Genomic DNA, 17,032 nt, shown 5'->3' with positions numbered 1-17,032 from the left:
GTCACCGCATCAACGGGGCTCGATGCTCCAATCCGGAGCTACGCGTCAGAAGCGCCTGTGCCCGTTGATAGCGTCATGACGAGGTAATGCTCTGGCGGCTGTCGAGGGGGACGATGATGCACTTCAAGCAGGCAGCAGCGGCAACAGCCTTGGCTTCGACACTGATCCTGATCGGCGGATGCAGTGGTGCTGAATACGGCATCACGGCCCTGGACAGGGAGGCCACCGCGGCGGACCGGTTACCGGACGTCGTCGTAGACGAGAGCGTGAACGCGGACTCGGTCAGGAAGGTGGCCGAGCAGAATCAGGTTGCCTACTTCATAGGAGCGATGAACGACGACCAGGGCTACTGCGCGTACGCGGTCGACAACGACGACGTCATCGGAGGGTGTGGCCGCGGTCATGGTCAACTGGTCACCGTCTCGCCAGGGGGAAGCTCGAGTCTGCCTCAGCTGACGCTGGTCTTGGACTCGTACGACACAGCTGATCTGAAGCGCGACAACTGGGTTGAGGTCCACACCAACATCTTCGTCCGGTAGAGCCGGAGGTGACTGCACCTGACGGGATCCCCCGTCGCGCGTCCTACCCTTCGCGTTACCGACGAAGGATTCGCCTGCGACACCGACGATCCCCTCGAGAACACCGCCGCCGATGTGGGCTACACCTCCGTCTACGCCTTCAGCCGAGCGTTCCACCGCGAACGCTCGCTCCCGCCCGGGCGATACCGGACGAGCTCCCGCGCGGATCAGGAGCCCACATGAGACTCAGAACCATTCACCAAGGCAACCGATGAATTCCTGCTGCGCGCTGCGTCTACCGTGTACATGTAGGCAACTGGATGAACCAATGGAGGTTTTTGATGTCACGGGAACTGGTGTGGACGGGATTCATGTCGCTGGATGGTGTGGTCGATTCCCCCGGTGGGGTCGAAGAGGGGCACCGCGGTGGCGGATGGGTTTTCAGCACCGAGTTCCTGCCTGAGGCTTTCGCCCTCAAAGAGGAGGAGTTGGCGGAGACGACAGCGCTCATGTTCGGGCGCCGCAGCTATGAAGCGTTCGCGCCCATCTGGGTCGGATCGGAGGACCATGCGGCCTACAAGGACCTTCCGAAGTACGTCGTCTCGACGAGTCTTGACGAGCACGCGCTCATCGACGGGTGGGGCCCGTCGGAGATCCTGCGATCCGTCGAGGACATAGCCGCACTCAAGCAGGGCGACGGCGGCGCGATCTTCGTCCACGGCAGTGCCGAACTCGCGCGGGCCCTCGCCGATGCGAATCTCGTCGACCGGTACAACCTCCTCGTGTTCCCAGTCCTGCTGGGTGCCGGGAAGAGACTCTTCAGCACCATGGACAGGGACCGGCAACAGCTGCGCCTTCGCGAGTCCGAGAACTACCCCAATGGTGTCGTGAAGGCCGTCTACGACGTCGTCCACTGAGGCGGGCTCGACGAACGCCTCGACCGGAAAGCGCTCCATGGGTGGATCGGAAGACCCTGGATGGTCGAGCGTCGACCTGCTGGACGGAAGACCTGCCATGAAGGGAAGGTCCGCATGATCGATCGTGACGGTCTGGGCTCGTTTCTGCGACTTCGTCGTGAATCGCTGCAGCCGGAGGACGTCGGCCTGATGAGGGGTCAGCGGCGGAGGACCAGTGGTCTGCGCCGCGAGGAAGTGGCCGGACTGTGCCACATGTCGACCGACTACTACGCCCGATTGGAGCGCGGCACAGGACCTCACCCCTCGGAGCAGATGATCACCTCCATCGCTCAGGGGCTGCATCTGACTCTCGGTGAACGGGATCATCTCTTTCGCCTCGCCGGACATACGCCCCCGCCACGGGGCTCGGCGAGCGAGTTCGTGAGCCCCGGGTTGATGAGGATCCTCGACCGGCTGACCGATACGCCGGCGGAGATCATCACCGAGGTGGGCGACACCCTCCGGCAGACCCCGCTCGGCCTGGCCGTACTCGGTGATGCCTCATCGCGTACGGGCCCAGGACGCAGTATCGGGTACCGCTGGTTCACCGACCCGTCAGTCAGGGAAGCATATCCACCTGAGGAACGTGAGCAGCTGTCCCGCGTCTACGCGTCGGGCCTGCGCGAGCTCATCGCGCTCCGCGGGCCGGGTTCAAGGGCCGCTGAACTCGCGGCACTCCTGCAGGACGATGCGGACTTCCGCCGGGTGTGGGACGCGCAGGACGTGGGCGTGCTGCCGCCCGAGTTCAAACGGTTCCTCCATCCCACCGTGGGGCGCCTGGACCTGAACTGCCAGACCCTGCTCGATCCGGACCAGTCCCATCGCCTGCTCGTCTACACGGCCGTGCCGGGCAGCGACAGCCACGAGAAACTGCAACTGCTGACCGTCATCGGCACGCAGACCATCAGCAACTGATCGTTCCTCTCCGCATCGTGCGTCGCAGCACGCGACACCAGGCGTCGCAGCATCGCCTCCTGTCCGCTGTTTCGTCATCCGTGGATCGACAGGTCCTGGCTGGGGTGTGGCAACCGGTACAGCATGAACTCAGGCACCGATTCCGGTGATTACCCGGCCTCTACCGAAGGACCCTCAGATGCCACAGAACCACGACCTTCCCATCCCTGACCTGACCGGACAGTTCGCCGTCGTCACCGGCGCCAGCGACGGCATCGGCGCCGTCATCGCCGCCCGCCTCGCACAGGCCGGAGCCGAGGTCATCATGCCCGTCCGCAACCCGGACAAGGGGGCCGCCGTAGCCGAACGCATCCGCACGACCATCGACGGCGCGAGCGTCAGCACCCGATCCCTGGACCTGTCCTCCCTGGCATCCGTCGCCACCCTCGTCACCACCCTCGCCGCCGAGGGACGGCCCATCAACATCCTGGTCAACAACGCCGGCGTGATGCGCCCACCCACTCGACAGGTCACCCGTGACGGGTTCGAGCTGCAATGGGGTACGAACCACCTCGCCCACTTCGCCCTCACCCTGGGCCTGTTGCCGCTCCTGAAGGAAGGCCGCGCACGGGTCACCCACCAGAGCAGCGTCGCCGCGAGGAAGGGCTTCCTGAACTGGGACGACCTGAACCACGAGCACAGCTACGACGTCATGACGGCCTACACCGGATCCAAGATCGCCGTCGGCCTGTTCGCCCGCGAACTCGACGCAAGGAGCCGCGTCGAAGGATGAGGTATCAGCAGCAACCTCTCACACCCCGGCATCTCACCGACGAACCTGTTGGCCGCACAGCCCGGGATGGGCCGCGACCGCATACCGCCGGAGCGCCGCCTCATCGGAGTCCTCTCCCGGGTCGGCTTGGCCGGCACCCCGCAGAGCGCGGCATTGCCGGCGCTCATGGCGGCCACCGCGCCCGACCCCAGCGGCGACCAGTTCTTCGGACCCAGGCGCACCACCGGCGGACGCCCCGTCGCCCGGGAACATTGGGCACCCATGACGGACATGAACGACGCGCGCCGCATCTGGGAGGTCTCCGAACACCTCGTCGGCATGAAGGCCCCACACCGCTCATCGTCGTAGTTCACGGAGCACGACGCCCGGGCACGACGACGCCTGGCAGGCGAACCTGCCGGGCCCCGATCCGAGGATCGCGTGCAGCTGCTAGCGCTTGCCCGCCGCCGCATCCTTCACGGATTGGGGGGTCTTGCGACCCAGTTGCTGGTCGAGGGCCACCCGGAGACGGGCTTTCGCCGCCGTCACCCGCGGAGTATCGGCGGGTCGTCGATAGCCGCCCTGTCCGGACGGGGCTTGCCGTGCATGTGCTGAATCGGTCATCGGCGCTCTCCTTCGTCCTGGTCTCATTGTCCGGCACCGCCTTCGGGCAGTCCAGCGTCGGGATCCTCCGGATTCGCCACCGGATTGCTCACCCAGATCGCGTCCAGGATCAGGCGGTCCTCCTCGGTCGCCAGATCGCTGTAGGACAGCTGGAGCAGCGCCTCCACCCCTGCTTCCTGCCGGATCGGGTCGAGGGATGTCGCGGCGTCGATGGCCCACTGCGTCCTGCGCCACCATTCGGCCCGGTCGTCCGCACGCCTCTTCTGCTCCAGTGCGGCCCGGTCCGCCGTCGAGCGTTGCCGGAGGGCCGCGAACGCCGTGACAGCCGCGAGCACCGCAGCGAGCAGGACGGCGAGGGGTGCGAGGGCGCCGACGATCTCCCACCACCGCGGCACATCGGATGCGACGTCCACGACGATCGGTTCGGGCGGCTGCGTGCCGGTCAGGAGCGACATGGCGCCAGCCTAGCCGCCGCCACTCCCGTCCGCGGTGCCGTCAGGGGCCGTCAGTCGCCCTTCACGTTGATGATCTGGCGCAGGGTATGACGGATGTCCACGAGGTCCCGGGCATCCTGCATGACGACATCGATGTCCTTGTAGGCGGCGGGGATCTCGTCGAGGAAGGCAGGGGTGTCCCGGAATTCGATACCCTGCATCGCGGCCCGGAGCTGGTCCTGCGTGAAGGTCCTCCGCGCGGCGTTGCGCGAGTACTCCCGCCCCGCGCCGTGGGGTGCCGAGTCCATCGCCTCCCTGTTGCCCCGGCCCGTCACCACGTAGGAGCGCGTGCCCATCGAGCCCGGGATGAGGCCGGGTCGCCCGGGATCCGCCGCGATGGCGCCCTTGCGGGAGAGCCACACGTCCTTCCCGAAGTGGTTCTCCCGGTGCGTGTAGTTGTGGTGGCAGTTGATGCGTTCGAGCTCCTGCACGGGCTTGCCCACCCAGTGCGTGAACTGGCCGACCACGCGGTCCATCATCTCCTCGCGGTTGAGCAGGGCGAACTTCTGCGCCCACAGCAGTTCGCTGATGTAGCGGTCGAACGCTGGCGCGCCCTCCTCGAGGTAGGCGAGGTCCCGGTGAGGCAGCGAGATGGACCGGCCCGCGCAATAGTCCTGCGCCGCTCGGATGTGGCGCTGCGCGATGCGATTCCCGATACCCCGCGAGCCCGAGTGCAGGAACAGCCAGACGTCGTCCGCCTCGTCGAGCGACACCTCGATGAAATGGTTGCCGGAGCCGAGGGTACCCAGTTGGAGCCGCCAGTTCTTCAGGTAGCCGGCAGGGTCGAACCCGGCATGCCGGGCGTCCTCGTCGAGCGCGTCGATGCGCGGCTGGGCGGAGGCGGACACCCGCTTGTTGTTGTTGCCCGCGGAGAGGGGAATGGCTCGTTCGATCGATTCACGCAGCCTCCGCCGGTCCAGGCGGGCGATGTCCCCCGCGGAGTGGTCCGTGCGTACGGCGACCATCCCGCAGCCGATGTCCACCCCGACGGCCGCGGGGATGATGGCGCCGAGGGTCGGCAGGACCGAGCCGACGGCACAGCCAAGGCCCAGATGGGCGTCGGGCATGGAGGCGAAGTGGGGGTACACGAACGGCATGGAGCTGGTTCTGCGGTTCTGTTCGAGGGTCGCGTCGTCGATGATGCTGGCGAAGTTGACGTATCTCTCCGTGATCCACTGCATGCGTCGAGGCTACCGACGGGCCCGGCGGGAAGCACGCGACGGAGAACGCCGCCGGGCCCTTGCAGACGGGTCAGCCGGTCCGTACCGCCTGCAGCACCGCGTCGCTGATGCTCACGTCCCGGCCGTCGGCGGTGCGCTCGACGCGTGGACGCGACTCGCACACCCGGATGTCCCAGCCGTCGTCGAGCAGCCCTGCCATCTCCTCCGGCGTGTAGAAGAGATCGGGTTGGGCAGGCCGTCCGACGCCGGAGTGGAGGTCCGAGGGATCGTGGGCGACGATCAGGAGCGTCCCTCCGACGCCGACCAGGGTCGCCAGGGAGCCGAAGATGCGCGAACGCTCCGGTTCCGGCAGATGCAGAAACTGGACGGAGACGAGGTCCAGGCCCGCGGGCAGGTCCGGTGATGCCAGCAGGTCCACCCGGCGCCACTCGAGGCGTTCAGCGACGGACGGTTCGAGACCCTCCGCGTGGGCCCGGGCACGGGAGAGCGCCACCTCGGAGACATCGATGCCGAGGACGGACCAGCCGCGGGAGGCGAGCCAGGCGGCGTCCGCTCCCTCTCCGCAGCCGACGTCGAGTGCCCTTCCCGCAGGGAGGTCCTCCACCACGGACACGAGCTGGCGGTTCGGCCTGCCACTCCAGATCCTCGGACGCTGCCGGTAGCGGTCGTCCCAGAACTCCTGGGTGTACTCAACCTGCACGGCGCACCCCTTCTCCGGCCCTGTCGCGGACCATCGACCCGACGGGTGCTGGAGCACCCGGGACCCCATCATCGAGCCCGTGCCGGCGCGTGCCGAGGACGCGCGCCGAGACCTCGCTCTCCGACGACGCGGAGAAGGGCCCGCGGTAGCCCTCCACGGCCCAGGCCGTCTCCTCCTCGACGAGGCTCGCGTTGATCGCAGCACCTGCCATGGTGCCTTCTGCCGCAGCCACGACGACCTGCGCGGCGAGATTGGAGACGTTCCCGGCGACATAGACGCCGGGCACCGCCGTCGTGCCCATGGGACCGGGTTCGACGAACCGGCCCATCCCCGACGGATGCTGCTGCTCCGGCAGTCCGAGCGGCGCGAGCAGGCCGCCGTTGGCCTCCATCCGGGTGCCGACGGCGAGGGCGTCCAGCGCGAAAGCCGTGCCGCTGCGCGTCGTCACCCCTGACAGCACGCCGTCGATGGCGTCGACCGATGCGACGGCGCCGTCGACCACGCGGATGGAGCGCGCTGCCAGACGGTCCCATTCCTCGTCCGTCGGCCTCACCGCGTCGTTGAGGAAGAGCGTGATGTCGTCCGACCACTGCCGAAAGAGAAGGGTCTGGTGGACGGACAGGGGCCCGGTGCCCAGGATGCCGATGCGCCGCCCGCGGATCTCGTAGCCGTGGCAGTACGGGCAGTGGACCACGCCCGCACCCCACTGGTCGAGGAGCCCGGGGATGTCGGGCAGGCCGTCGGTAAGCCCGGTGGCGAGGAGCAGGCGGCGCCCCCGGACCACGCGGCCGTCGGACAGCTCCACGACGAATCCTCGGGTCTCGCGCCGCACCTGCACGGCCTCGGCCGCCAGGACCGTGGACCCGTAGGACTCCGCCTCGCCACGGCCGGCGTCGAGCAGCGCGAGCGGATGCATGCCCTCACGTGTCAGGAATCCGTGGACACCCTGCGCGGGTGCGTTGCGGGGACGGCCGGCGTCGAGCACAAGGACGGAGCGGAGTGCGCGGCCCAGGGTCACGGCGGCGCTGAGTCCAGCGGCTCCGCCTCCGACGACGACGACGTCGTACCTGTCCTGCAGGGGCCTGATAGTGGCTGGCATGGTGGTTCTCCTTCTGGTGCGCTGATGAATCCAGCATCGGCGCAATGAGGCAAGATGAGCAAACTTCTTTGCCGGTATGGCAAGATGAACCCATGGCAGCAGACCTCACATCAGTGCTCGACGCCGTCGGACCCCGGCTCCGGGCCCTGCGTACCGAACGCAGCCTGACCCTCGGCGAGGTGTCCGAGGCGTCCGGCGTGTCGGTCAGTACCCTGTCCCGGCTCGAATCCGGCCAGCGGCGCCCCAACCTGGAACTCCTGCTGCCCATCGCGCAGCTCTACAACGTCCCGCTCGACGACCTGGTCGGGGCGCCTCCCACCGGTGATCCCCGGATCCACCTGCGCCCGATCGAGCACCACGGCATCACGGCCATCCCCCTGACGAAGCGACCGGGTGGCGTACAGGCGTACAAGATGGTGCTGGCGGGGAACGCACGCGGCACGGAGCCCGATCTGCAGGTGCACGAGGGCTATGAGTGGCTGTACATCCTCAACGGCTCGTTGCGGCTCGTGCTCGGGAGCAACGACTTCGTGCTCGGGCCGGGCGAGGCTGCCGAGTTCGACACCCACACGCCGCACTGGTTCGCCAGCGCCGACGGGGAATCGGTCGAATTCATCAGCCTCTTCGGGCAGCAGGGCGAGCGCATGCACGTGCGTGCCCGCCCCAAGCGGTCCTAGCGAGGCCGATGGGGAAAATTGCTCAGCTTGCTTATCACTAGGGCGCTTCCTAGGCTGGACACCGTACGACAGCCACGCTCTACGCAAGGGAGAACAGCATGTCCGAACACGACATCTCAGGCAAGAAGGTCGCATTCCTGCTGACCGACGGGGTGGAGCAGATCGAGCTCACGAGCCCGTGGAACGCGGTCAAGGAAGCGGGCGGCGTCCCCACGCTGGTCTCGCCCAAGACCGGGTCGCTGCAGGGCTTCGACGGCATGGACAAGGGTGAAACGTTCGAGGTGGACCTCGCCGTGTCCGATGCGACGGCGGACGACTACGACGCACTGGTGCTGCCGGGCGGTGTGGTCAATGCCGACTTCCTGCGGGTCGACAAGGACGCCCAGGCCTTCACCCGGGCGTTCTTCGAACAGCACAAGCCCGTCGCATCCATCTGCCACGGCCCGTGGCTGCTGATCGAGGCCGGAGTGGTCAGCGGTCGCGACCTGACGTCATACCACACGCTCGCCACCGACCTGAAGAACGCCGGCGCCAACTGGAGCGACGAGGAAGTGGTGGTGGACCAGGGGCTGGTCACGAGCCGGAACCCCGGAGATCTCGACGCCTTCAACGACAAGCTCCTCGAGGAGATCGCCGAAGGCCCGCACGAGGGCCAGACCGCCTGACCGCGGGCGCCCCCGGAAGGACCCGCGCCTGCGCCCATAGCCAAGCGCGGGTCCTCTGCGACAGGATCAGGGTATGACCGACCTGCCGTTCCCCGTCCAGCCGATGCTCGCGAAAGCGGTGATCGCCGTGCCCGACCCGGACAGCGTGCCGGGCGGGCTCCTGTACGAGCCGAAGTGGGACGGCTTCCGTGCCGTCGTCAGGATCGAGGACGGCACCTGCGAGATCGGGAGCAGGGGCTCGAAGATGCTCACCCGGTACTTCCCGGAGCTCGTCGAAACCCTGCTCGAGAACCTGCCCGATCGCTGCGTCGTCGACGGCGAGATCGTGGTGCGGCAGGGTGAACCGGGCGCGGAACGGCTCGACTGGGAGGCACTGTCCCAGCGCATCCATCCCGCGGAGAGCAGGGTGCGGCTCCTGGCGCACGAGACGCCGTCGTCCTTCGTGGCGTTCGACCTCCTCGCGATCGACGACCGGGACCTGACGGATGTCCCCTTCGGTGAGCGGCGGAAGGCGCTGGAGGGTGTGGGCGAGTCCTTCTCCGCACCGGTCCACCTGTCGCAGGTCACGCGCGACGTCGACCTGGCACGGCGCTGGCTCGTCGAGTTCGAGGGCGCGGGCCTCGACGGCGTCGTGGCCAAACCCCTCACGGCCGCGTACGGACCGAACAAGCGGCTGATGCTCAAGGTGAAGCACCACCGCAGCGCGGACGTGGTGGTACTCGGATACCGGGTGCACAAGTCCGGCTCGGGCGTCGGCTCCCTGCTGCTCGGCCTGTACGACGACGGCGGCGGACTCCGCAACGTCGGCGGCATCTCGGCGTTCTCGGACAGGCGGCGGCTCGAACTCGTCGAGGAGCTCGAACCCGAGGTGATGCGCGACGCGGCCGGGGAGATCGAACGGGGCGAGACCGAGCGCAGCCGCTTCGCCTCGGCCAGGGACGTCTCCTACATCCGGTTGCACCCCCGGCGCGTGGTCGAGGTGCGATACGACCAGATGGAGGGCGACCGCTTCCGGCACACCGTCCAGTTCGAGCGGTGGCGGCCGGACCGCGAAGCACGCTCCTGCACCTTCGGGCAGCTCGACGTCCCCGCCGCCTACGACCTCAGTGCAGTGCTCGCCTGACGCTCCCGGGCGACGGGGGAGCGGCCGCGTCTAGGCTGGAGGTATGGATCCCGTCTCCCTCTGCAGCGGCGTGGACTGGCGTTCCTCGGGGCCGGTCCTGTCACTCCGGACGGTGCCGGCGGTGGCGACGGTGGTGTCCGGCGAGGTGCCGGGAGCCGTGGCCGATGGCGGATCCGGCGACGACAGCGCCCAGGACATCCGCCTCACGCCCGGCACGAGGCTGGCCTACGAGGTCGCCGCGGAGGGGCGGTACTGCCTGGGGTTCCACCGGGTCCACGGCCGGGAGGACCGGACCTGGGTGCGGTGCGCGGACCAGGCGCCCGCCGAACGGGGCTACCAGTGCGCGCGGTGCTTCGCGCAGGACGACGTCCGGTTCATGCACGACATCCACCGCTCCGGTATCGCTCCGGCGGGGCTCAAGCGCTACCTCGACCAGCCCCACTGGCTGTACGTCGCGACCTTCGCGGACGGCTCGAGCAAGGTCGGCACGGCATCCCACCCGAGGAAGCGGGCCCGACTCGTGGAGCAGGGCGCGGTGGTCGCACAGTTCGTGGCCCACGCCGCCGACGGTCGGATCGTCCGGATCCTCGAGGACGAGGTGACCCGTAGCACCGGGCTCCAGCAGGCGGTCCGCTCCGGGACGAAGGCCGCGTCGCTGTGCGCACCCCTGCCTCCTGTGCAGCTCCAGCACGTGAACGACGGTCTCGCCCTGGCGGCCCGCGGACTGCTCGAGAGCGGCCTGGGACTGGACGGCTTCGAGGTGGTGCACGAGGAGTTCGAACCGCCGGCGGCGTGGTCCGCCGTCCTCGGACGGAGCGGGCTGCAGCCGTACCCGGCGTTCCTGGGCAGCGGCCGGCACGGCTTCACCGTCGGAGAGGTGCTCGGCCCGTCGGCGCTGGTCTCGATCGACGGGACCGACCTCCTGTTCGTCGCGGACCTCTCGCAGCTCAAGGGCCGGCGCATCAGGCCCGGGGCCTTCAGCACGCCGGTGCCCGCTGTCCAGGAAGCACTGTTCTGAGCAGCGGCCGGTGGAGTCGGCAGTAGAATCGGATCATGCTGAATACGCCCTGGGAGACCGGCTCGGACCTGTACCGCAAGCTGGTGGTCTCCGCGCTGGTGACCACGGCGATCGGCATCCTCGTCGCGGTCGTCGGAGCCGCGACGGACCAGCGCGCCCTCGTCCTCACCGGCATCCCGGTCATCGTGGTCGGCATGGTGTGCCACCTCGCCGGCATGGTGGTCCGGTCCCGCGACGTCCGACGCCGCATGAAGGACCTGCGCTGACCGTTCCACTCCCGCGCGGTGCGACGCCGCTCGCTTCGCCACTGCCCACGCCGCTTCCACCGGAGGACCCATGACCATCGACCCGAACCTGCAGGGGCGCAGCTACCCCGCGGGAGAGACCTACTCCGTGGGACGTGAGGCGATCCGCGACTTCGCGCGGGCCGTCAAGGCCACGCACCCGGCACACTACGACGTCGACGCCGCGGCGGCGCTCGGGCACGCGGACCTCGTGGCTCCGCCGACGTTCGCCATCATCGTGGCGCAGCGCGCCGATGCGCAGCTCATCGGCGATCCGTCCGCGGGTATCGACTTCACGCGCGTCGTGCACGCCGACCAGCGCTTCGTCCACCATCGCCCCATCCTCGCCGGGGACCAGCTCGTCGCCGCACTGCACGTGGACTCCGTGCGGGCCATGGGCGGGGGAGCGATGATCACGACCCGCGCCGAGATCTCGACCGTCGACGGTGAGCCGACGGCCACGACGACGTCCTCCATCCTCGTGCGCGGAGAGGACCAGTAGCCATGACGGTATCCATCTCCACACTCGAGGTCGGGCAGCAGATCGGCTCCGCCACCATCGCCCTCACGCGCCAGGACCTCGTGCGGTACGCCGGGGCCTCGGGCGACCTCAACCCCATCCACTGGAACCAGGCCTTCGCCGAGGGCGTCGGGCTTCCCGGCGTCATCGCCCACGGCATGTTCACGATGGGAGCCGCGGTGCAGCTCGTCACCGACTGGGTCGGGGATCCGGCCGCCGTCGTCGACTACCAGACGCGCTTCACCAAGCCGGTCGTCGTCGAGGACACGACGGCGCAGCCGGGAGAGCCGGGGGCCGTCGTCGAGGTGACCGGCGTCGTGGGCGCGATCGACACCGGAAAATCGACGGCACGGGTCGACCTCACGGTGATGTCCGCCGGGCAGAAGGTCCTCGTGAAGGCACAGGCCGTGGTGAGGCTGCCGTGACGGCGCCACTGACGGGCACGCGTCTCGCCGATCTCACCACCGCCCGCGTCGGAGGCCCGGCCCGCACGCTCGTGGAGGCCTCGACCGAGCAGGAGATCGTCGAGGCCGTCCGCGCCGCCGATGCCGCGGGTGACCCGCTGCTCATTCTCAGCGGCGGGTCCAACCTGCTCATCGGAGATGACGGCTTCGACGGTACGGTCGTCCACATCACGTCCACGGGCTTCACGGTGAACGACGACGATGCCACGTGCGGCGGTGTCATGGTGCGCGTCCAGGCCGGCCAGGACTGGGACGATCTGGTCCGGTACACCGTGATGCACGCCTTCTCCGGGCTCGAGGCGCTCTCCGGCATCCCCGGCTCGACCGGAGCCACGCCCGTCCAGAACGTCGGGGCCTACGGCTCGGACGTGTCGCAGACCATCGCCACGGTCCGGACCTACGACCGCGGGACGGACAGTATCAAGAGCTTCACCAACTTCGAGCTGACGTTCGGCTATCGGGACTCCCTGCTCAAACGCAGCACCGTCAACGGTTCACCCCGCTACGTGGTGCTGGCCGTCGAGTTCCAGCTGGGGCTCGGGCGCATGAGCAAGCCGGTCCGCTATGCGGAGCTCGCCCGGGCGCTGGGCGTCGAAGTAGGGGCCCGCGCCTACGCCAACGACGTCCGCCGGGAGGTGCTCAGGCTCCGCGCCGGCAAGGGCATGGTGCTCGACGCCCCCGACCCGGACACGTGGAGCACCGGATCGTTCTTCACCAACCCGATCGTCCCCTCCGCCGTCGCGGACCGACTCCCGCAGGACGCTCCCCGGTATCCGTCCGGCGAGGAGGGCCGGGTCAAGCTCAGCGCGGCCTGGCTGATCGAGCACGCGGGCTTCGCCAAGGGCTTCGGCCTCGCCGACGACGACGGCCGCGCCGCCGCGGGTGGACGCGCCTCCCTGTCGACCAAGCACACCCTTGCCCTCACCAACCGGGGCGGCGCCGCGGCGTCGGACCTCCTGGCGGTCGCGCGCCTCGTGCGCGACGGCGTCGAACGGACGTTCGGCATCCGCCTGGAACCCGAGCCGCTGCTCATCAACTGCTCCCTCTAGCGGATTCCCCGCCCAGCGGCGTGCGTTCCCGCAGTCCTACAGCGCGGGGGAGCGGCGGGCCTGCTCGGCGGCAGCGCGGGTCAGGACGAGGTCCCTCCGGCTGTCCTCGCGCGCCACGAGCCGCCGTGAGCACAGCCACTGCGCCAGGCGGGATGCGACGCTGATCTGGGCGAGGCGGTCGTGGAAATCCGGCAGGAGCTGGGGAGGCGACAGGAACTCCGGCAGTGCGTGCAGCAGTTGCTGCGCGCCCATGACCCGCACATAGGGTTCCGTGGTCCCGAACTGGCGCTCGAGGGCCAGCAACTCCTGGTCGACCCGTTCCAGCCGGCTGGCCGCGACCGTCTCGAGGTAGTCCCGGAGGTGGCACTGGACCCGCTCGTACCGCAGCAGGCTCTCCGGATGGCGCGTGTGGCCGCTCGCGGCGAAGAAGCGCCGGAGGATGGTGTCTGCGTTCACGGGATCCATGCGCCCATCCTGCCGCGACCCTCCGACCTTTTCCCACCCGGGATGGAAGCACGGGATACCCGCCGGATGTGCCCGCAGGATGTCGGGGGCAGTGGATACGATTGTCCATTCGAACGATCGCAGCGTCATGGCCTGCTGCGGAACCGTTGTGAGCGACAAGGATACGAATGACGGAACAGCGACACGTCACGCGCCGAGGACCGGACGGTTCGGCGAGGTCCCTGCGGGAGAGTGCCTTCGAGGCGTCCACCTCGGGCTATTCCCTGATGGATCTCGACTTCGTCATCCTCGACGTCAACGCGGCGTTCACGGAATCGACGCGTATCAGCCGGGACCAGCTGGTCGGCCGCCAGGCCTTCGAGGTCTTCCCCGAGAACCCGGGACAGACCGATGACGCCCCCGCCCGGACCATGCGCCAGTCCCTCGAGCGGGTGATCTCCACCGGGCAGCGGGACAGCCTGCACATCCACCGCTACGACATCCCCGACCCGACGCGGCCCGGCGCGTTCCTCGAACGCTACTGGAGCCCGGTCAACATCCCCGTTCTCGACGAGGACGGTACGCTCGTCGCCGTCCTGCAACAGGTGGAGGACGTGACCGACTACCGGGACGACCTCGTCAGGATCCTCGGGTATCTGGAGCAGCCGCCGGCGGAGAGCTCGGCCGAGACCTCACGCCGGTTCGTGGAGTACGCCACCACGGCCATGGCGCATTCGAGCCTCTACCACTCGGCCCGCAGGGAGGTGGAGCAGCTCCAGGAGGCACTGACGTCCCGGGGTGTGATCGACCAGGCGAAGGGAATCCTCATGGGTCGTCACCGGTGTGGCAGCGAGGAGGCGTTCCTGCGCCTCAAACAGATGTCCAATGATAGCAACGTGCGGATCCGGGACGTGGCGAGGGCCCTGATCTACCAGGCGTCCGCGCCCGCTTCAACACGGGCAGCAGGGGCGGACGCCGAGGGCTAGAGGTTTCCGGTGGCGATCATCAGCATCCGGCGCAGCGGCTCGGCCGCACCCCACAGCAGCTGGTCGCCCACCGTGAAGGCGCTGATGTAGTCCGGGCCCATCTCGAGCTTGCGGATGCGGCCCACCGGGATGTCCAGCGACCCCGTCGCCGCGACCGGGGTCAGCCCCGCGAGGGTGTCCGTCTTCGTGTTCGGGATGACCCGCACCCACTCGTTGTCCGCAGCGATGATCGACTCGATCTCGCTCACGGGCAGGTCCTGCGTCAGCTTCAGGGTGAGGGCCTGCGAGTGCGAGCGCATGGCGCCCACGCGGACGCACAGGCCGTCGAAGGGGATGGGGGTGTCGGTGCCGAGGATCTTGTTGGTCTCCGCACCGGCCTTCCACTCCTCCTTGGACTGGCCGTTGCCGAGGTCGCTGTCGATCCAGGGGATGACCGATCCGGCCAGGGGCACGCCGAACTGCGTGGCCTCGAGGCTCGGGTGCCGCTGCTTGGCGAGGATCGCCCGGTCGATGTCGAGGATCGCCGAGGCGGGATCATCGAGGTTCAGGGCGACGGTGCCATGGAGGGCCCCGAACTGGTTGAGGAGTTCGCGCATGTGGCGGGCGCCGCCGCCGGAGGCCGCCTGGTACGTCATCGAGGTGCCCCACTCCACGAGGCCGTTGCGGAAGAGTCCGCCCAGCCCCATGAGCATGCAGGAGACCGTGCAGTTGCCGCCGATGAAGTCGCGGACACCGTTCGCGAGTCCGGCGTCGATGGCCGACCGGTTGACGGGGTCGAGGACGATCACGCTGTCCTGCTCCATGCGCAGGGTGGACGCGGCGTCGAGCCACAGCCCCGACCACCCGGCGTCGCGCAGCTTCGGGTAGACCTCGGACGTGTAGTCGCCGCCCTGTGCCGTCACGATGATGGGCAGCTTGGCGAGCGTCCCGACGTCGTATGCGTCCTGCAGGGTGCCGGAGCCGTCGGCGAACGACGGTGCGGCACCGCCCGCGGCCGATGTCGAGAAGAACACAGGATTGATGCGGGCGAAGTCGCCCTCGTCCTGGAGCCGCTGCATGAGGACCGAGCCCACCATGCCGCGCCAGCCCACGAATCCGACGGAGGGCAGGGCTGGGCTGTCGGGTGCTGAAGTCATGCCCTCCAGTTTAGCCGCGGAGGTCCTGCGGACCGCGCTTTGTGACCGGCACCTCCCTGAGGCGGGCCGGGCCGCGGGTTCAGCCCTGCTTCGTCCAGAGACTGATGCGGTACCGGGTCCCGCCCGAGGACTCGAACCAGCCGGACTCGGGGCTCAGCGCCGCGAGGGTCCAGTCGGCACCGAGGGCCGGAGCGACGGTGTCACCCTCCGCGGTGGACTCGACGACGGTGACGAGGGCGGCGTTCGCCCGGTCCATGGCCTCTGCGTAGACCCGCCCGCCGCCGATGATCCAGATCTCCTCGGCGCCCGGTCCGGCCTGTGCCGCTTCGAGGGCGGCGTCCAGCGAATCGACGACGACGGCGCCCGGCAGATCCGTGCCGGAGCGGGAGAGGACGATGTTCGTGCGGTCCGGCAGGGGCCGAAACTTCTCGGGGAAGGACTCCCACGTGCGGCGGCCCATGATGACCGGATGACCCGTGGTGGTCGCCCTGAAGTGGGCCATGTCCTCCGGCACGTGCCAGGGGATGCCGCCGTCCCTGCCGATCACGCCGTTCTCGGTCTGCGCCCAGATCATGCCGATCACGGGGTGCGACCCGACGGCGTCGCGCACGCCGAGGGTGGACGGCGAGGGGGTGCCGCTCATACCGCCACCGGGGCCTTGATGGTGGGGTGGTGCTGGTAGTCGACCACGTCGAAGTCCTCCAGGGTGTAGTCGAAGATGCTGGCCGGCGTGCGTTTCAGCTCGATCCGCGGGTACGGGTACGGCTCCCGGGACAGCTGCTCGGCGACCTGTTCGACGTGGTTGTCGTACACGTGCACGTCGCCACCGGTCCAGATGAACTCCCCGGGCTCGAGGCCGGTCTGCTGCGCCATCATCAGGGTGAGCAGCGCGTAGGAGGCGATGTTGAACGGCACGCCGAGGAAGGTGTCGGCGGACCGCTGGTACAGCTGGCAGGAGAGCTTCCCCGGGCCGTCGTCCGTGCCGGGGCTCACGTAGAACTGGAAGAACACGTGGCACGGCGGCAGCGCCATGTCGGCGATCTCGGAGACGTTCCACGCGGACACGAGATGGCGGCGGGAATCCGGGTTGCTCTTCAGGGCCTCGACCACCTGGGCGATCTGGTCGATGTGTCCACCGTCCGGGGTGGGCCACGAGCGCCACTGGACGCCGTAGACCGGTCCCAGCTCGCCGTCGTCGTCCGCCCACTCGTTCCAGATCGAGACGCCGCGTTCCTGGAGCCAGCGGACGTTCGAATCGCCGCGCAGGAACCAGAGCAGTTCGAGTGCCACCGACTTGAAGTGCACGCGCTTGGTGGTGATGAGCGGGAAGGACTCGCTCAGGTCGAAGCGGAGCTGCCGGCCGAAGACGCTGCGTGTCCCGGTGCCCGTCCGGTCGCTCTTCGCCGCGCCGTTGGCCATCACGTCGCG

General features: G+C 68.8%; 23 protein-coding genes. 14 read left to right on the top strand and 9 right to left on the bottom strand.

From position 1 onward, the window contains the following. Window positions 1-113 precede the first annotated feature (113 nt). The 5 genes from ACX80L_RS01280 to ACX80L_RS01260 all read left to right on the top strand — a co-directional run bounded on the left by ACX80L_RS01280 (window position 114) and on the right by ACX80L_RS01260 (window position 3,509). Window positions 114-539 (top strand): hypothetical protein, encoded by a 426-nt coding sequence (locus ACX80L_RS01280; RefSeq protein ID WP_459287174.1) that lies wholly within the window; start codon window positions 114-116, stop codon window positions 537-539. A 320-nt stretch (window positions 540-859) separates the two neighbouring features. After that, complete coding sequence (locus tag ACX80L_RS01275; protein ID WP_133082359.1) at window positions 860-1,435, top strand: dihydrofolate reductase family protein; 576 nt, start codon at window positions 860-862, stop codon at window positions 1,433-1,435. Between the two features lie 114 nt (window positions 1,436-1,549). Further along, a complete protein-coding gene (locus ACX80L_RS01270; protein ID WP_459267208.1) occupies window positions 1,550-2,389 on the top strand; it encodes a helix-turn-helix transcriptional regulator in 840 nt (279 codons plus the stop codon). Window positions 2,390-2,567: 178 nt separating this feature from the next. Continuing rightward, window positions 2,568-3,161 carry an SDR family oxidoreductase gene (locus tag ACX80L_RS01265; RefSeq protein ID WP_459287172.1) on the top strand — a complete coding sequence of 198 codons (594 nt, stop codon included), beginning with the start codon at window positions 2,568-2,570 and terminating at the stop codon, window positions 3,159-3,161. A 48-nt stretch (window positions 3,162-3,209) separates the two neighbouring features. Further along, window positions 3,210-3,509: a hypothetical protein gene (locus ACX80L_RS01260; RefSeq protein ID WP_459287170.1), complete on the top strand. Its 300-nt coding sequence runs from the start codon at window positions 3,210-3,212 to the stop codon at window positions 3,507-3,509. Window positions 3,510-3,590: 81 nt separating this feature from the next. Here the strand turns inward: ACX80L_RS01260 and ACX80L_RS01255 are convergent, their stop codons facing one another. The 5 genes from ACX80L_RS01255 to ACX80L_RS01235 all read right to left on the bottom strand — a co-directional run bounded on the left by ACX80L_RS01255 (window position 3,591) and on the right by ACX80L_RS01235 (window position 7,238). After that, window positions 3,591-3,764, bottom strand: coding sequence for a hypothetical protein (locus ACX80L_RS01255; protein ID WP_459267206.1), 174 nt, complete (start codon window positions 3,762-3,764; stop codon window positions 3,591-3,593). Between the two features lie 23 nt (window positions 3,765-3,787). After that, the gene (locus ACX80L_RS01250; RefSeq protein WP_459287168.1) at window positions 3,788-4,219 is read right to left on the bottom strand and encodes a hypothetical protein; all 432 of its coding nucleotides are present in this window, start codon (window positions 4,217-4,219) and stop codon (window positions 3,788-3,790) included. 50 nt (window positions 4,220-4,269) lie between these two features. After that, window positions 4,270-5,439, bottom strand: coding sequence for an RtcB family protein (locus ACX80L_RS01245; protein WP_459287166.1), 1,170 nt, complete (start codon window positions 5,437-5,439; stop codon window positions 4,270-4,272). Window positions 5,440-5,509: 70 nt separating this feature from the next. Then, window positions 5,510-6,139 carry a class I SAM-dependent methyltransferase gene (locus ACX80L_RS01240; protein ID WP_459287164.1) on the bottom strand — a complete coding sequence of 210 codons (630 nt, stop codon included), beginning with the start codon at window positions 6,137-6,139 and terminating at the stop codon, window positions 5,510-5,512. Continuing rightward, window positions 6,129-7,238 (bottom strand): NAD(P)/FAD-dependent oxidoreductase, encoded by a 1,110-nt coding sequence (locus ACX80L_RS01235; RefSeq protein ID WP_459287162.1) that lies wholly within the window; start codon window positions 7,236-7,238, stop codon window positions 6,129-6,131. Before ACX80L_RS01235 ends, ACX80L_RS01240 begins: the two co-directional genes overlap by 11 nt. Before the next feature lie 92 nt (window positions 7,239-7,330). On the opposite strand from ACX80L_RS01235, the gene ACX80L_RS01230 reads away from it, so the two are divergent. The 8 genes from ACX80L_RS01230 (at window position 7,331) to ACX80L_RS01195 (ending at window position 13,038) form a co-directional block, all read left to right on the top strand. Further along, window positions 7,331-7,915, top strand: coding sequence for a helix-turn-helix domain-containing protein (locus tag ACX80L_RS01230; RefSeq protein ID WP_459287160.1), 585 nt, complete (start codon window positions 7,331-7,333; stop codon window positions 7,913-7,915). A gap of 98 nt (window positions 7,916-8,013) precedes the next feature. Further along, the gene (locus ACX80L_RS01225) at window positions 8,014-8,580 is read left to right on the top strand and encodes a type 1 glutamine amidotransferase domain-containing protein (RefSeq protein ID WP_459267201.1); all 567 of its coding nucleotides are present in this window, start codon (window positions 8,014-8,016) and stop codon (window positions 8,578-8,580) included. A gap of 73 nt (window positions 8,581-8,653) precedes the next feature. Continuing rightward, on the top strand, window positions 8,654-9,703 hold the full coding sequence (locus ACX80L_RS01220; protein ID WP_459287158.1) for an ATP-dependent DNA ligase: 1,050 nt from the start codon (window positions 8,654-8,656) through the stop codon (window positions 9,701-9,703). A 43-nt stretch (window positions 9,704-9,746) separates the two neighbouring features. Next, on the top strand, window positions 9,747-10,721 hold the full coding sequence (locus ACX80L_RS01215) for a DUF2797 domain-containing protein (protein WP_133082368.1): 975 nt from the start codon (window positions 9,747-9,749) through the stop codon (window positions 10,719-10,721). 35 nt (window positions 10,722-10,756) lie between these two features. After that, entirely contained in the window at window positions 10,757-10,987 is a 231-nt protein-coding gene (locus tag ACX80L_RS01210) for a hypothetical protein (RefSeq protein ID WP_133082369.1), read from the top strand. Window positions 10,988-11,057: 70 nt separating this feature from the next. Beyond that, entirely contained in the window at window positions 11,058-11,507 is a 450-nt protein-coding gene (locus ACX80L_RS01205) for an FAS1-like dehydratase domain-containing protein (RefSeq protein WP_133082370.1), read from the top strand. Between the two features lie 2 nt (window positions 11,508-11,509). Beyond that, window positions 11,510-11,950: a MaoC family dehydratase gene (locus ACX80L_RS01200; protein ID WP_459287155.1), complete on the top strand. Its 441-nt coding sequence runs from the start codon at window positions 11,510-11,512 to the stop codon at window positions 11,948-11,950. A gap of 8 nt (window positions 11,951-11,958) precedes the next feature. After that, window positions 11,959-13,038, top strand: coding sequence for a UDP-N-acetylmuramate dehydrogenase (locus ACX80L_RS01195; RefSeq protein ID WP_459288063.1), 1,080 nt, complete (start codon window positions 11,959-11,961; stop codon window positions 13,036-13,038). A gap of 36 nt (window positions 13,039-13,074) precedes the next feature. On the opposite strand, the gene ACX80L_RS01190 is transcribed toward ACX80L_RS01195, so the two are convergent. Continuing rightward, window positions 13,075-13,503, bottom strand: a complete 429-nt coding sequence (locus tag ACX80L_RS01190) for a hypothetical protein (RefSeq protein ID WP_459287153.1) — start codon at window positions 13,501-13,503, stop codon at window positions 13,075-13,077. 167 nt (window positions 13,504-13,670) lie between these two features. Between ACX80L_RS01190 and ACX80L_RS01185 the strand changes: the two genes are divergently transcribed. Continuing rightward, window positions 13,671-14,468, top strand: a complete 798-nt coding sequence (locus tag ACX80L_RS01185; RefSeq protein WP_459287151.1) for an ANTAR domain-containing protein — start codon at window positions 13,671-13,673, stop codon at window positions 14,466-14,468. On the opposite strand, the gene asd is transcribed toward ACX80L_RS01185, so the two are convergent. The 3 genes from asd to ACX80L_RS01170 all read right to left on the bottom strand — a co-directional run bounded on the left by asd (window position 14,465) and on the right by ACX80L_RS01170 (window position 17,023). After that, complete coding sequence (asd, locus tag ACX80L_RS01180) at window positions 14,465-15,604, bottom strand: aspartate-semialdehyde dehydrogenase (RefSeq protein WP_459287149.1); 1,140 nt, start codon at window positions 15,602-15,604, stop codon at window positions 14,465-14,467. The genes ACX80L_RS01185 and asd overlap by 4 nt on opposite strands. Before the next feature lie 79 nt (window positions 15,605-15,683). After that, window positions 15,684-16,247, bottom strand: coding sequence for a dihydrofolate reductase (locus tag ACX80L_RS01175; RefSeq protein WP_459267194.1), 564 nt, complete (start codon window positions 16,245-16,247; stop codon window positions 15,684-15,686). Continuing rightward, window positions 16,244-17,023 carry a thymidylate synthase gene (locus ACX80L_RS01170; protein WP_459288061.1) on the bottom strand — a complete coding sequence of 260 codons (780 nt, stop codon included), beginning with the start codon at window positions 17,021-17,023 and terminating at the stop codon, window positions 16,244-16,246. Before ACX80L_RS01170 ends, ACX80L_RS01175 begins: the two co-directional genes overlap by 4 nt. Window positions 17,024-17,032: the final 9 nt, after the last annotated feature.

This window comes from Arthrobacter sp. MDT1-48-3, assembly GCF_054511015.1.
Note: the sequence above shows the minus strand (reverse complement) of the source record. Positions and strands in the feature narration are given on the sequence as shown.